10 protein-coding genes and 1 pseudogene are annotated in these 14,504 nt (G+C 65.4%); 5 read left to right on the forward strand and 6 right to left on the reverse strand.

What is annotated here, in order from left to right:
- Nucleotides 1-3: 3 nt before the first annotated feature.
- From HDG37_RS32000 to HDG37_RS32010, 3 genes are all read right to left on the reverse strand, one after another.
- The gene (locus HDG37_RS32000) at nucleotides 4-795 is read right to left on the reverse strand and encodes a phosphate/phosphite/phosphonate ABC transporter substrate-binding protein (RefSeq protein WP_184054655.1); all 792 of its coding nucleotides are present in this window, start codon (nucleotides 793-795) and stop codon (nucleotides 4-6) included.
- Between the two features lie 17 nt (nucleotides 796-812).
- Nucleotides 813-1,091: a DUF1488 family protein gene (locus HDG37_RS32005; RefSeq protein WP_184054657.1), complete on the reverse strand. Its 279-nt coding sequence runs from the start codon at nucleotides 1,089-1,091 to the stop codon at nucleotides 813-815.
- A 411-nt stretch (nucleotides 1,092-1,502) separates the two neighbouring features.
- A complete protein-coding gene (locus HDG37_RS32010) occupies nucleotides 1,503-2,795 on the reverse strand; it encodes a sodium:proton antiporter (RefSeq protein WP_184054659.1) in 1,293 nt (430 codons plus the stop codon).
- A 770-nt stretch (nucleotides 2,796-3,565) separates the two neighbouring features.
- On the opposite strand from HDG37_RS32010, the gene HDG37_RS32015 reads away from it, so the two are divergent.
- From HDG37_RS32015 to tssJ, 3 genes and pseudogenes are all read left to right on the forward strand, one after another.
- Nucleotides 3,566-3,862: a hypothetical protein gene (locus tag HDG37_RS32015; protein ID WP_184054661.1), complete on the forward strand. Its 297-nt coding sequence runs from the start codon at nucleotides 3,566-3,568 to the stop codon at nucleotides 3,860-3,862.
- A gap of 580 nt (nucleotides 3,863-4,442) precedes the next feature.
- Nucleotides 4,443-5,321, forward strand: a pseudogene (gene tssG / locus HDG37_RS32020) (type VI secretion system baseplate subunit TssG); the annotation flags it as partial.
- A 20-nt stretch (nucleotides 5,322-5,341) separates the two neighbouring features.
- Nucleotides 5,342-5,866, forward strand: coding sequence for a type VI secretion system lipoprotein TssJ (gene tssJ / locus HDG37_RS32025; RefSeq protein WP_311541693.1), 525 nt, complete (start codon nucleotides 5,342-5,344; stop codon nucleotides 5,864-5,866).
- A gap of 13 nt (nucleotides 5,867-5,879) precedes the next feature.
- On the opposite strand, the gene HDG37_RS32030 is transcribed toward tssJ, so the two are convergent.
- The 3 genes from HDG37_RS32030 to HDG37_RS32040 all read right to left on the reverse strand — a co-directional run bounded on the left by HDG37_RS32030 (nucleotide 5,880) and on the right by HDG37_RS32040 (nucleotide 10,283).
- The gene (locus tag HDG37_RS32030; protein WP_184054664.1) at nucleotides 5,880-6,473 is read right to left on the reverse strand and encodes a ParB-like protein; all 594 of its coding nucleotides are present in this window, start codon (nucleotides 6,471-6,473) and stop codon (nucleotides 5,880-5,882) included.
- Nucleotides 6,474-6,559: 86 nt separating this feature from the next.
- A complete protein-coding gene (locus HDG37_RS32035) occupies nucleotides 6,560-8,284 on the reverse strand; it encodes a murein transglycosylase A (RefSeq protein ID WP_184054666.1) in 1,725 nt (574 codons plus the stop codon).
- A gap of 37 nt (nucleotides 8,285-8,321) precedes the next feature.
- Complete coding sequence (locus tag HDG37_RS32040; protein ID WP_184054668.1) at nucleotides 8,322-10,283, reverse strand: serine/threonine-protein kinase; 1,962 nt, start codon at nucleotides 10,281-10,283, stop codon at nucleotides 8,322-8,324.
- Nucleotides 10,284-10,560: 277 nt separating this feature from the next.
- On the opposite strand from HDG37_RS32040, the gene HDG37_RS32045 reads away from it, so the two are divergent.
- Both HDG37_RS32045 and HDG37_RS32050 read left to right on the forward strand, forming a co-directional pair.
- On the forward strand, nucleotides 10,561-12,777 hold the full coding sequence (locus HDG37_RS32045; protein WP_311541696.1) for a CHAT domain-containing protein: 2,217 nt from the start codon (nucleotides 10,561-10,563) through the stop codon (nucleotides 12,775-12,777).
- A gap of 20 nt (nucleotides 12,778-12,797) precedes the next feature.
- The gene (locus HDG37_RS32050; protein WP_184054670.1) at nucleotides 12,798-14,471 is read left to right on the forward strand and encodes a ShlB/FhaC/HecB family hemolysin secretion/activation protein; all 1,674 of its coding nucleotides are present in this window, start codon (nucleotides 12,798-12,800) and stop codon (nucleotides 14,469-14,471) included.
- Nucleotides 14,472-14,504 lie beyond the last annotated feature (33 nt).

Here is a 14,504-nt window from a genome sequence, read left to right on the forward strand (position 1 = left end):
GAATCAAGCGAGCCGCGCGTAGCCCGCGGCGCGCGCTTCGCTTTCCAACTCGCCGATGCGCGCGTAGTCGGTCAGCGGCAACGTCGAAAAACCCCTTAAACGCAGGCGTTTTGCGCGCTCGGGGCGGACGCTCAGCGCCTCGTTCAACGCGTCGCGCAACGCGGCGATCGTGGCCGGCGGCACATTGGCCGCGGCGATCAGCGGCAAGCCCGGCGAGGCGGCGGTCATGCCGATCGCGCGCACGCGCCCCGCGAGATCCGGCAGCACGTCGCAAACGAAGGCGAAGGTCACGCAGTCGATCGCGGCGACGTCCGCGCGATTGTCCGCGACCGCGCGCAGCGAGCCGAGATGCGAGCCCGTGCGCAGCACCGCGCCGAAGAACATGCCGGCGCGCGCGAGCGGCGCGACCGCGTGACGAAATGCGTTCATGCCGCTGTTCGAATCGTCCTGGTTGTAGGCGGCGCGTGCGCCTCGGCACGAGGCGAGTGAGTCGAAGCGCGCGTCGGCGCGCGTGACCAGTACGCTCGAGTAATGCGCGCCGTCGCAGCCGGGTGCATCGAAGCAGGGTGTCGCGACCAATTGCACCTGCGCGTGCAGCCCCTGCATCAGCGGATAACCGCAGGTCTGGGAAATCAGCAGATTCGGGCGCCGCCAGAAGCCGTGCAGTTCCTCGTCCGGTTCGACGATGCGGCACGCGGGCTTGACCCGGCGCAGCACGTCGTCGAGCCACTCGCGCCATTCGAGGTCGAGCGCGGGTGTCACGTTGTACATCGGCAGGGCGGCGATCCAGCTCATGAAGGCGTTTCTCGCGCCTAATGTCTGACCAATTTGAATTCGTCGAGACCGAGCCGCACCGGCTCGCTCGGCGTGAACTGCCATCGCTGCGCGGCTACGGAGAGGATCTCGTCCTGCGCATCCTCGAACGCGACCAACAGGTCCTGCCTGCGACGGCTCACGGCGCCACAGAACTCGACCAGCGCGTCGGCGCTGACTTCAAAAATCTGCGCACGATCGTCGCAGCACACGCGGAACGCGACCGTCGCGCATTCCGTCACACAGGGCCGGAACCCTTCATCGACATAGACCGACATGGCGAACTCCTTCGGACGCCTGAATCGACAGGATGACAAACCGCGCCTGCCAGGTATGTGGGAGAACCGGCATTGACGGCCAAATGCCCGGCGCCGCGACAGGCGCGACGGTCCGGAAACTGGCGGAAAGTAAGCCAGAAACTGGCGGCGGACTCGTTGAAGTCCGAGCCAGGGCCGCGGCGTGAACCGTGGCCGGAGGGAGACGGCGGCGGTTCGACTCGCCATCGGTCTCGCCTGCTGGTGCGCCGCCCCGGGTCAGAATCGCGGCGGCACTGCTCAGAAAACGCTTAAATCGGGCGCTCCAATCCAATGTCGAATTCGACGCGAGAGCCGCTCGCGCCGGTCCCGGATCGTGTTTGGATTTTCTCACCAACCTCGCGGTGCAGATCGGCGTAGGTATCCACTTTACGATTAGCGCGCATTTTGTGCAGGCGATGAGTCCGGCGGGGCCGGCCGGGTTGCGTGAGCGGCCGGGATATTGAGCCGACGGATCAGCGGGCCCAATGTGGTCGCCTGAATCAGTAGGCTGAATACCACGACGAGATACGTGACGCCGATGAACATTTCGCGTCCGTGAAACTCCGGCAGCGACAGCGCGAGCGCAATCGAGATGCCGCCGCGCAGTCCGCCCCACGTCAGCACGACAGCCGAATGCGGACTGAGCCGCCGGAAGTTCTGCAGCGCGAGCAGCGGAATCGCGACGCTGACGCCGCGCGCGAACAGCACGACCGGAATCGCCGCGAGCCCGAGCCAAACGATCTCGACGCGCAGCGACAGCGCAATGATTTCGAGTCCGATCAGCCCGAACAGCACGAGATTGAGCAACTCGTCGAGCAGGTCCCAGAAGTTGAACAGATGCTCGCGCGTCTTCTCCGACATCGACGTCGACGCGCCGTGATTGCCGATCACGAGCCCCATGATCACGACCGCGAGAGGCGCTGACACGTGCAGCGCTTCCGCGAGACTATAGCCGCCGGTCGCGAGTGCGAGTGTGATCAGGATTTCGACTGGATAGCTGTCGATACCTCGCAGCAGCAGCGACGCGCCGAAGCCGAGCGCCGCGCCGAGCACGAGCGCTCCGGCGACTTCGCGCAGCAGATCGAATGCGATCGCGTTCGCGGAAAACTCGTTCGCGCCGGTCGCGAGTCCGACTAGCGTGACGAATGCGACGACGGCCGTGCCGTCGTTGAACAGCGATTCGCCGGTAATCTTGGTTTCGAGGCTTTCGGGCGCCGCCGCGCGCTTGAGCACGCTGAGTACCGCGATCGGATCGGTCGGCGAGATCAGCGCGCCGAACACGAGACACCACGGCAGGCTCACCGGCTGGCCGAGCCATTGCGCCGCGTAGTAAAAGCCGAAGCCGACCACCGCGATCGAAATCAATACGCCGATCGTCGCGAGCATCAGCACCGCGCGCCGCTGCGTGCGCATCTTCGACAGATCGACGTGCAGCGCGCCGGCGAACAGCAGCAGACTTAGCAGGCCGTGAAACACGATGTCGGCAAAATCGATCTGCACGACGATCTTGCGCGCGGCGATCGCCATCGCCGGATAGTAGAACCCGAGCGCAGAAATGCCGACGCAGACGACGAGCCCCACCGCGGTGATGCCGAGCGTGTCGGGCAACCTGATGAATCGATAATTGAGGACGCCGAACAGCGCGACGATGGCGAACAGCGCACCGGCAATCTGGAAGACGCTCATCGTGCACGCTCCCCCGCTTCGCGGCGACGCGAACGCGTGATCAGGGTGGCACCGAGGCAACTCGCGCGACAAGGCATAAAAGAGGCAGGCAGAGAATGCCGACACAATTGCGATATTGGACCAGCGAGATGTTTCACCAGCAATTCCTTATTCAGGCTCATTCAATCCGATAAGCGATCTGCGGTCTGTAATGACACGATCTTTGCCGCTGGCGATCGAGCGACGTACAGGGACGGACGCTTTATTCAAACGCAGCGGACGATGCGGCCAGACGCAGCGTACTTTTTATCGGACCACGAGCGGATGACGGCGAACCGGGCGGAGCCAGGCTCGCCAGAGGGCGCCACGATGGGCAATGGCAGTGTTCGGACTACTGAAGCGCCGGATGAGTTCCGGTCTTTATTTTGGGATATGGCTTTCTATTTCGAGATGGTTCGTGGGGCTTGATTCATCAAGCCTATTCAATCGAATCTGAATAAACGGTATGAATCTGTAATCCGAATTTGCCGGTCCGATGACTTCACATTGCATGGAGCCTTGTGATTCATTGTTCCAAAATCTGTAAAGCAGATATCTAATCTCACAGTAAAACTGTTTTGCTCGTCATTGAGCATGGTTGACGCAGGAATTGGCAGGTCGAGAGCAGGGAAAGCCCTAACCGGGAATCGCCCGGGATATGACAATTGTTGACAAACGCGAGTCGAGAATGATGCAGCATCGATACATGGCGAAATGCTGTTGTGTCGCAATGGGTGAAGACGGAGAAGAGCATGGAGCAAACCTATCGTTATCGGGGATTCGACATCGTGGTCAACGCGTTGCGCGCGACCGATATGTCCACCCATGTCGGCGGCGCCACGGCGCGGCGCGCGTACGTGGCGAGCGTCACGTTGAAGACGCGGCTGATCGGCGGCGAGTGGTCGACCGCTTTCCGGGTAGTTTCGGTGCCCGGTCGTTCGTCGACCGATCTGCGGGAAGTGCTGGCGGCTGGATTCGCGGCCGCCACTCGGGTCGTCGACGACGTGGTGAGCGTGATGGGCGACGGGTTCGCGCGCAAGGCGGCCTGAGTTCCACACGGGGCGCTCGGCGCCGCGGTGCCACGCGGCAGGCGTGATCGCGAGCAGGGGTGCCCGGGCGGTCCCGGCATTTCAAAGCGCTCGCGATCGTTGACCGTCGACTACGGTTGTCGGTCGTGGCGAGCGTCGAAATAACCACGCGTATCCCCGCGGTGCGTGTGGGTCCCAGGCAGGGCGTGCTCGTCTCCTCAGCGTCCTGTTGTTTTTATCCCGCCCCCCTGTGCGGGATTTTTTTTGTCAGTCGACATTGCGGGCGCTCGGTAATGCACTGCCACATCCGCACGAAAAGAGCACGTTTAGCTCGCGATTTATGTCGGCTGTATGAAATGCGGGTGAAAAAGCAAGCGGAACAGATACTGGCCACGTGATCGCTTGCTAACGGGGCAGCAAGGAAAAAAGCCTCGAACACGAGGCGTGATCGAGGCTGCCGAAGGACAGACTCAATGCCTGTCTGGGAAGGTCGATCGGACCCGTGATCGACCTTGCCCACTATAGCGAGTTACTCGCCGAGCAACTGTGAACAAATGTCGCAGTCGAATTCGCTGCTGATCCGGATTCCCTGGTCAGTGCCGCGGCGCCGACCGTGCGCACGACGTTCATGGGTCTTTACGGCGTCGACGCGGCGATGCCGTCGCACATGATCGACGAGATCGTGATGCGCGAGGAAGGGCACGAAGCGGTCGAGGCCTTTCTCGATCAGTTCAATCATCGTTTCGTCACGCTGCTGTATCGGGCGTGGAAGAAGTACCGCTATCCGGAGAGCTTTCGCGCCGGCGGCAGCGATGCGCATTCGCGCAATCTGTTGTGCCTCGCCGGCTTTGGCTGGGGCGACAAGCCGCAACGCGCCGGCTTGTCCGATTCGCGGATGCTCGCGCTGCTCGGTCTGCTGATCCAGCGAACGCGCACACCTGAAGGGCTCGCGGGCGTGATCGCGCTCGCAGTGCCCGGCGCGGACGTGCGCGTCGATGAGTTCTTTCCCGCGCTCGCGCGCGCGGGCGAGCCGCAGCCGCTGACGTCGTCGGCCGCTCGTGCCGGCGCGGTGAACGAGGGCGCGCGTCGCGGCCTCGGCGGCGGCTATGTGCTCGGCAAGCGGCTTGCGTATCGCCGTCGCGCGGTACGCGTGACGTTGCGGCCGGCCCATGCCACGCAGGCGCACGATCTGTTGCCGGGTGCGTGGCTGCATCGCGAGTTGATGGCGTTCGTGCAGTTGTATGTCGGGCTGAAGGCCGACGTGCATCTGCGGATGGCAATGTCGTCGCGCCTCGCGCCGCTGCCGTCGATCAACTCGCGTGGCCGGGTCGCTGCCGGATCGGCCGGACCCGCGCCGCGCCTCGGCTGGACGACCGTGCTGCCTGCCGTGAACGAACGCCTGATCGAGGTCGCACTCGGGGTCTATCGGGCGCTTCCGAAGCCCGCCGCCAATCCGTACCTGACTCATGCCGCGTCATGAACGACGCGCCGAAAGGACCATTGACGAACCTTCGTTTTACCGTTTCCACCCTTGCGTCCGTCGCGCTGCTGTCGGCATGCGGCGCATGGCAATCCGTATCGGACGCGTCGTCGAGCGCTTATCACGCGGTGTTTTTCAAGCAGATCAAGGTGCTCGACATCGATCTGTCCGCGCGCGAAGCGCTGAACCCCGACGATGCTGGTCGTGCGACATCGGTCGCGGTGCGTGTGTATCAGCTGAAGGACCGCAAGATGTTCGATGGGGCGTCGTACGAGGATCTGCTCAAGAACGACCGCACGGTGCTCGCGCAGGAGTTGCAGGCGAGCATGGCATCGGTGCTGAATCCCGGTGCGTCGGCAAGCCTGTCGCAACCGATGCGGGCCGACACGAACTATGTGGCGGTCGTCGCGTTCTATCGCAATCCGGGTAGCGGGGATGGTTGGAAGTATGTGATCGGGAAGAAGAAGCTCGATGCGGACAAGCCGTTGAAGATCTCGTTGATGGATCAGTTTCTTGTGCCGGCGGGCGGTGCGGCCCACGATTAAGTGGGCCGCCGACTCAATCCGTGCGACCGAGATAGCCCGGTAGCCCCAATGCAGAGTCGCTCCTGGCCAGCTTCAAGGCTTCCTTGAGCAAAGCTGTGAACTTTTCGTCGCTGTCGGGCCGCGGCAACGTCGCGCGAAAGAAGTCTGCCCAGCGAAATTCTTCCAGCGGGACACTGGTCTTTTCATAGCCGCCGGCATCGCGCACCGCTGCCGCGAGGCTTCGGTATTCATCGTCCTTCATTTCCCACACGTGCTCCGCCAATTCGGCAAACGACCGGCGCACGCCTTGCGCGTCATACGGAAAGGTCCATCGTTGGTTTTCCATGCTGAGCCAGAACGACGCCCACGTGTACGACGAAAGATCCCGCACCAGCACGACCGGAACCGATCGCACGCCCACCTGCCACAGCGCCGCCGCCACATGGTGATGATCGATCGCGAACGGTATGCCGTTGGGTCCGCAGACGACCGGTATCGGCTTTTCGGCGATCGCCATCTCCAGCTCATGGCTGCTCAGGGACCGGTATTGGTGGGCTTTTTCGCGGACCTCCCGCGCGCCGTGGGTCATTTGTGTGGGACGGAGCTCTTCGATTTGCCGCGTGTCCATGTCGGTCTCCTTGTCTGGATGCGTTGACGCGGCTCCCGCAAATTTCATGCCCCTGGGCGAGGGGTCGCCCACTTTCCGCCTGACGTCTACGGCGCATCGTCCACACACAGCACCGGATCGCTGACCAGACAATCCGCATCAGACGCGGCAGGCCCGCCGCCGCGCGTTTTCAACGACGTCTGCTGAGCGGCGATGCGCAATCCCTTGGGCAGCAGCACCCACATGCGCAGCCGCTCTTTGGTGCGGCTCGCCTGGGTCTGCGCGGTTTGACCGAAGCCGTAGAAGTAGTCGGCTCTGACGGCGCCCTGAATCGCACCGCCCGAATCCTGCGCGAGCATCAGGCGGTTGATCGCGCCGGGTGCCTGAGGGTCGTCACGCGTGGACACGAATACCGGCGCGCCGAGCGGCGTGGTGCGCGGATCGACGGCCACCGAGCGGCCCGCGGACAACGGCACGCCCAACGCCCCCAGCGGACCGTTCGGTGAATCGGGGATCACACGAAAAAACACATAGCTCGGATCTGAAACCGCATACACGGGATGAGGTTTCGGCGGGTTCGACGCATGGGCATCGGTTCCGGCGCCAGTTGCATTGCCGGCACCGTGTCCGCCAGCGGTCGTTGGCGTGGTCGTCGCCAGGGTGAAACCGCGCAGCAACGGCGACGTGGGTTCGTCATCGTCACCGTCGGCGGGCGCCGCGTTGCCTTCGTTGCTCGTAGCAGGCGCGCCGTCATCGCTGATGTCGACCTCGATCTCCATGCCGCGCACAACGAGCTTGCGCGCGCCGGCCGTCGCGTTGCCGCTGTGCGCGAGGGGCGGCAGAAACGGCCGGCCGTTCTGTTCCGCATAGGCGAAGCGGCGGATCGAGCCGTCGCTCATGCGGACCTTGCCCGCGCCTTGCAGCTGCATCGAGTACAACATCACGGGGTCGTCGACATAGGCGAGGATCGGCGCCTTCAGTGCGCCGCGCTCGATCTCGGCGCGGCTGTAGTACGGCACGATGCGCCCGCCATCGAGCCGCAGTCGAATCTTCTTGTCGCGGATATCCGGCACGCTATCGCGCAGGTCCAGCGCGTAGACGCCTTTGAGGTCGCCACTCGTCGTATCGCTGAGCGGGATCACGTTACGTCCATCGATGCGAGCCGCGCTCACGTCACCTCGCGCGCGGTCCGGCAGGCGCCGCGCGTCGAGGTAGAGCATGTCGGCCGGCGTGCCATAGACGGGATAAAGGTAGGCGCCGCCGTACTGCTGGCTGCCATTGAGCAGCGGCTCGTAGTAGCCGGTCATCGTACCGTCGAGCGAGCGGTCGGGATTGCGGATCTGGTACGCGTTGAAATACGTTTCGAAGAATCGCCGGGTCGCCGCGACGTCGCCAACGTCCACCGCTCGCGCGGCATTGCACGGTTCCGACCAGCCGCTGCGCGCGCCGAGCACGGTGCAACTTCGGCGAAACGCTTCCCACGACGCGGTGACGTCGTCCGTGTCCCACCCGGGCAGGTCAGCGAAAGCGAGCGGCTCGTAGTAAGCGTGGCGCGTGGCGAAGCCGCCGCTCAACGCAGCCTTGGGACGCGAGTTATTGGAGCCGGTGGACGTGCCCGAGACCGTCGCGTGTGTCGTTACGGGAGCCGGCATCGGCCCAGGCATCGTCGGCGGCGCGGGTGGCGACGCTTGCGCCGTCGGCGCCGCCTGCTCGACCGGCGATGTCGCGGTATGGCTCGTGTCCCCCAGGATGACGCTGGTCGCGGGCGTGTTGCTCGCGCAAGCCGCGAGCGTGGCGGTCAGCGCGAGCAGGAGAAGCTGAGCCCGTTGCATGCGGCCTCCTTGCGGACCATCGCGAACGTCGCGCGCGCTAGCCTGGCGGCTTGACGGCATCGATGGTGAACGTGGCGGCGCCGAACGCGCCGGCGCAATCCGCCGTGCCAGCCGGGCAACGCGGCTTGCCCGCGAACGGCGAGTAGCGCGGGCCGCGACGCGCGGCCGCTTGCTGCTGGGCATCAGCGGGGAATGACTGGAACGGCGCCGCGGACTTCAATCCACCGTCGGAAAAATCGCGCGGCGTCGTCGATACCAGCGTCAGAAAGTGGTTGGGACCAGGCGGGTTGCCCGCCAGCATCGGCCAGCTGGCGCGCGGCAACGACAGCGTCTGACCGGCGGCGATCCGGTTGTTGCGATCGAGTCCGTTCGGAAACAGCATCAGGTACTGACCGTCCGGATCGACCATGAACACATACACGTAGCCCGCGCGGTTGCTGTCGAGTTTGAACTGCAGATAATCCTTGCCGATCGTGGCGGACGTGCTGCGCGGTGTGGCGGTGATCTGAATCGATGGATCGGCCAGCGTCACGATTCGCTCGAGTTCGCTCGCGGGGGTGAAGGGCGCGAGGTTGTCGGCCTGCGCGGGTGGTGTGGCGGGCGCGGCAACCGTGGCGGGCGAGGCAGGAGCAACCGGGGCAACTGGGGCAACAGCAGCAACGGCTGCCGGGCTTTGAGCGGCATTGCCTGGCCTCGGCGAAGCCGTGTCGCGCGCATCCGTGCTTGCCGTGACAGCCGGGCTCGCGGCCGGTGGCGAACGCATGGCTAACCACGTACCGACCGCCGCGAGCGCCACGACGCAAACGGCACCTGCAGCGATCAAGCCCGTGCGCTTCTTTTGACTACCGCCTGGCGCAGGAACGGCCGCTGTGCCTGGCTCATTGCGCTTCGCCTCGACTGTCGCGGCCGTCGTTGTGCGCGGCGCATTGGTACCCGCTGTCTCGACGGAAGCGCGAGTCGTGGGTTCGATCGCCGCAGCGGCGTCATCACGCGTATCGATGGCAATGCCCAGTTCGTTCGCCAGCGCCTGAACGCTTTGCGGGCGCTGTTCGGGGCGGACCGCGAGCGCATGGTCGATCGCGCGCAGGAACCGCTCGCTATAGCGGCCGGCCGCCGCCGTGGCGAGCGGCACATACGTGTCGCTCATCAGTCTGCCGACCGACGGCGGCGGTGTCTTGCCCTGAATCGCGAAATAGATGACCGCGGCGAGCGCGTACACATCGGTCCACGGCCCCTGTTTCAAGGCCGCCACTTCGGCATACTGCTCGACGGGCGCATAGCCGGGCTTCAGGATCACCGTCAAGGCCTGGGTCATGTCGCCGATCACGCGCCGCGCCGCGCCGAAGTCCAGCAGCACGGGGCGGCCGCTGCCCTTGAGCAGCATGATGTTGTCCGGCGCGATGTCGCGGTGATAGCACTGCGCCGCATGCAATACCGCCAGCGCTTCGAGCAGCGGCGCGAGCATGGCGCGCAGCCATGCTTCATCGGGTGGGGCACTCATGCGGCGCAAGCCGTCGCGCAGCGTCACGCCCTCGTAGTACGGCATCACCATGTACGCGGTGCCGTTGGCCTCCCAGAACCGGTACACCTTGACGAGCGAATGATGATCGAAGCGGGCGAGCAGCCGCGCCTCGTTGATGAAGCTTTTCAGGCCGGCGCGAAAGGTGTCTTCATGACGTTCCGAGCGGACCGACACTTCGGCCGCGCCGACGCGCGAGGCCAGCGCAGCGGGAATGTATTCCTTCAGTGCGACGTGACGTCCTAGCTGGGTGTCGTAGGCGAGATAGACGATACCGAAGCCGCCTTCGCCAATCAGATCGACGATCTCGAACTCGCCGAGCCGTGTGCCCGCGGGCAGCGCATGTTGCGCGTTGGAACCCTGCGCGGCGGGGCGGGTGACGACTGTGCGATCGGCGTCCGCCGCTTCGGCGGGGTTCTGCTGGCCGTCCGGTCCGGACGCCCGTTGCACGATCACGGTTTTGTCGTCGGGGCTGCTCATCGGCTTTGGCTCCCTGGAGGGTACGACGGCAGAGCCCGGCACACGCGAGCGCCACCCTCACGCGCAGGCGCGTCCGTCTTTAAGACGAACGAGCGGGTCATTTTTTGAAATCAGGCGGGCGCGCGTGCCTGAGCGGTGGTCCGCGTGCGGCCGCCGGTTTCAAAATCGGCCTGCCGGATTCGTCTATACGGTGTTAGTCAACCGCTGCGTGCAGCTTGCGGGTCGTACGCGCATTCCATCCCAGCCGCTTCCTTTTGCCTTCTTGCAGGAAGTTAAAGTGAACGAGCGCCAAGGCTTATCGCGCGGGATGGCACACCGGATCGACGCCGCGTGGATCACGGGCGCGCTCGTCATGGGCTCGATGCTGCTGGGCGCGGCGGGCAATACGCTGGCCGCTGGCACGTCCGCCGCCGCGGCGCGGCCCGCGAGCGCCGTGGCCCTCGCGCCCGAGTCGTTCGGCTTTCGTCAGGCCGATGAACGCGAACGCGACGCCGAAACGATCAACACGTTGACGTCCGAGGGACGTCTGCTGCTGTCGCGAGACCGCGTCAAACTCCCTGCCTACGACTATTGCAGCATGTCCGTCGCGGCCGCCGAGCGCGGCGACTTCCGCGACAGCGTCGATGCCGCGGCGCGCGCCCTGGTGGTGGCCGGGCAGACCAACAATGCGGATCTGGCGGCCCTGTCCAAACGCGATCTCGCGATCGCCTACAGCTATGCCGGCGACCTCGACAACGCCGAACGCTACGCCCGCGATGCGCTCGCTTCGACGCCGAAGGCGCCCGAGCAGGTCTTTGCTCCGGCCAACAAGGTGCTCGGCGACGTCGCGTTGCGCCGGGGCAAGCCGCAGCAGGCGCTGGCCGCCTACGAAGACGCGCTCACGACCGCCTCGCCGCGTTACAAACCGCTGGTGCTGATGTCGATCATCAACGCGCAGCTCGCCGAGGGCGATACGCCTGGCGCGCGCCAAACCTTCGATGCGCTCGGCGCACCGGCCACTGCGGAACTCGCGCCCGCCTACCGGCGCATCGAAGGCAATCTGCTGCTGGCCGAAGGCAAGCCCGAGGATGCGAAACACGCGTTCGAAGCGCTGTTGAGCCAAAGCGGCAATTCCAGCGACGCCAACTACGACCGCCTGTGGGCCCACGAAGGAATCGGCCGCGCCGACCTCGCGCTCGGCGACAAGCCGCATGCGCGCGAAGCCTACCTGCTGGCCGTCGACGACTCCGAGAAAATCCGCGCGCGGTTTCGCAGCGACGAGTTCAAGACGGCGCTGTTCGGCGACACGCAAACGGTATTCGAAGAGGCCATCGCGCTGACGGTCGAAGCCGGCGACTACGAGAGCGCATGGAGCCTGTCCGAACGCAGCCGGGCGCGTGCGCTGCTCGACGTCGTGCGCAACCGCGTCGACGCCGGCGTCGACGACCGTCAATTGAACGGGCAGGTGCCGAGTCTTGCCGCGACGCGCGGCGCGCTCCGGCCCAACGAGGCGATCGTCGAATTTCACAGTCTGCCCAACGAGCTGATCGTCTGGGTGGTGCGCAACGACGGCCTGACCGGCCACACCTTGCCGATTGCGCGCGCGGACATGGAGGCCGCCGTGACCGACCTGCGCAATGCGATCGTGCGCCGGCGACCGGCCGCGCTGACCTATGGCGACAAGCTCGATGCGTTGCTGATCGCGCCGCTCGGCTTGCGCGCGAACGAGCGGCTCATCATCGTGCCGCACGGCGCGCTGCACTATCTGCCGTTTCAGGCGCTGCACGATGCCGACGGCTTTCTGATCGAACGCCATGCGATCGCGCTCGAACCATCGGCGAGCGTCGCGGTACAACTCGCGCAACGCCAGCAGAAGATCGCGAGCGATCTGGTCGCGTTCGGCAATCCGACCATCACACCTGCCTATGCGCTGCCGGGGGCCGAGGCGGAAGTGCGGGGCATCGCGCCGCTGTTCGCGCGCAACGAGGTGTTTCTGCATAGCGATGCCACGCGCCTGAGCTTTCGCGACAACGCGCCAGCCGGACGCGTGCTGCACGTGGCGACGCACGCCCAGGCCGACACGATCGATCCGTTGCACTCGAGCATTCTGCTCGCGCCCGCGACGCAGCCGGCCGACGGCCCGGACGCGCTGCTGGCGAAAGACATCTACAACCTGAAGCTCAACAACGTCTCGCTCGTCACGCTGTCGGCCTGCGAGACGGGGCTTGGCCGGATCGCGCGCGGTGACGAAATTCTCGGCTTCACGCGGGCGTTCTTCTATGCCGGCGCCACCAGCCTGATCGTGTCGATGTGGCCGGTCGCGGACGAATCGAGCGCGCTGACGATGCGTACCTTCTACGCGCAACTCGCGCAAGGCCATGACGCGATCGACGCGATGCGCACCGCGCAACTGGCGGTTCTGCACACCCCGCGCTTCGCGCATCCGTTCTTCTGGGCGCCATTCGATCTGATGGGCGGCTGGCGTTTGACCATCGCGCGTCAGCAGCAGGGATGAACCAAACAGACCCTAGACCGATGAACAGACTCCGACTGATCGCCGCGGCGGTGGCCTGCAGTAGTGCGCTCGCGTGGGGCCAGACGCTGCCGAACGCGGGCAGCATCCTGAACCAGACGGCGCCGCGCGAGACCCGGCCGGCGCCGCCGGGCGGCACTCAGGCGTTACCCGTCGTGCCGCCGCCGGCGGCGCCCGTGACGGCGCCCGGCCCGACCTTCCTGCTGAAGAGCATCAGGTTGAAGGGCAACGACACGATCGCCAGCGACGCACTGCTTGCGCCCGTTCAGGACAAGCTCGGCAAGCAAACCAGTTTCGCCGGGCTCGAAGCGATTGCCGCGCGCATCACGCAGATTTATCGCGATCACGGCTATCTGCTCGCCCAGGTGGTGATCCCGCCGCAGGACGTCACGTCCGGCAACGTCGAAATGAGCGTGCTCGAAGGGCGCGTCGGCCATGTGCGGCTCGACATCGCGGCCGGCACGCCGATCCGCGAAGACCTGTTGCGCGCGCGGGTCGCGCAGATTCCGTTGGGCAAGCCGCTGCAGCAGCACGAACTCGAACGGACCATGCTGCTGCTGTCCGATCTGCCGGGTATTCAGGTCTCCTCGGCAATCGAAGCGGGCGAGGAGCCGGGCACGGTCGATCTGACCGTCAACGTCGCGCCGGCCAAACGCTGGACCTTTGCGCTCGATGTCGACAACTTCGGCGCGGAGTCCAGCGGTACCTGGCGGCTCGGCGCGCTCGCGCGCCTGAACTCGCCGTTCATGATCGGCGACAACCTGGACCTGCGGCTGCTCGCCAGCGAACGCAGCGACACCCTTTACGGGCGCGTCGGCTACGAAGCGCCGATCAATGCGCAAGGCACGCGCGTCGGGGTCGCGGTGTCGCGGCTCAACTATGCGCTCGGCCAGGAATTCGCGTCGCTCGATGCGCAGGGCGAGGCGACCGTGGTGGACTTCACGCTCACGCATCCGCTCGTGCGCACACGCAATCAGAGCCTGTTGGGGCGCGTCAATCTGGAGTATCGCGACCTGATCGACAACGTCGGCATCGTCGATCAACACAATCCCAGATCGCTGGTGGAGGGCAGTATCGGCCTGAGCTATGAAAGCCGCGACGCGCTGTTCGGCGGCGGCTTCAATAGCGCGGATGTCGAGCTGTTGATCGGCAGTCTGCATTTCCGCAACGCGCAAGCCGAGGCGCTCGATGCCTCGCCGCTCGGGCGCGACACGCAAGGCACCGAAGTGCGCGCCACTTTCTTCGCCAACCGCCTGAACGCGATCACCGAGCGGCTCAGCGTATTCGCCGGCGTGTCCGGCCAGTGGGCCGGAACCACGCTCGACAGTTCGTCGCGCTTCCTGCTCGGCGGCCCGCACGCGGTGCGCGCTTATTCGCCGTCCGAGGCACTGGTCGACGAGGGGTTCGTCGCCACCCTCGAAGGGCGCTTTGCGATCGATGCGCGGGCGACCGTGTTCACGTTCTTCGACTTCGGTACCGGTTGGTACAACGCCACGCCGCGTCCGGGCCAAGGGTCGAACGTGATCACGCGCAGTGGCGCAGGTCTCGGCGCGTTCTGGGCCGCGCCGGGCGGCATTGCGCTGCAGGGCACCGTCGCATGGCGCACGACCGGGCCCGATACGACCGGCAACGACAGGCTGCCGCGCTTTTATGTGCAACTGACCAAGACGTTCTAGCAGGCAGCCAAACGTAACGAAACGAGACGAAAC

Source organism: Paraburkholderia sp. MM5384-R2 (genome assembly GCF_014201025.1).
GTDB lineage: Bacteria > Pseudomonadota > Gammaproteobacteria > Burkholderiales > Burkholderiaceae > Paraburkholderia > Paraburkholderia tuberum.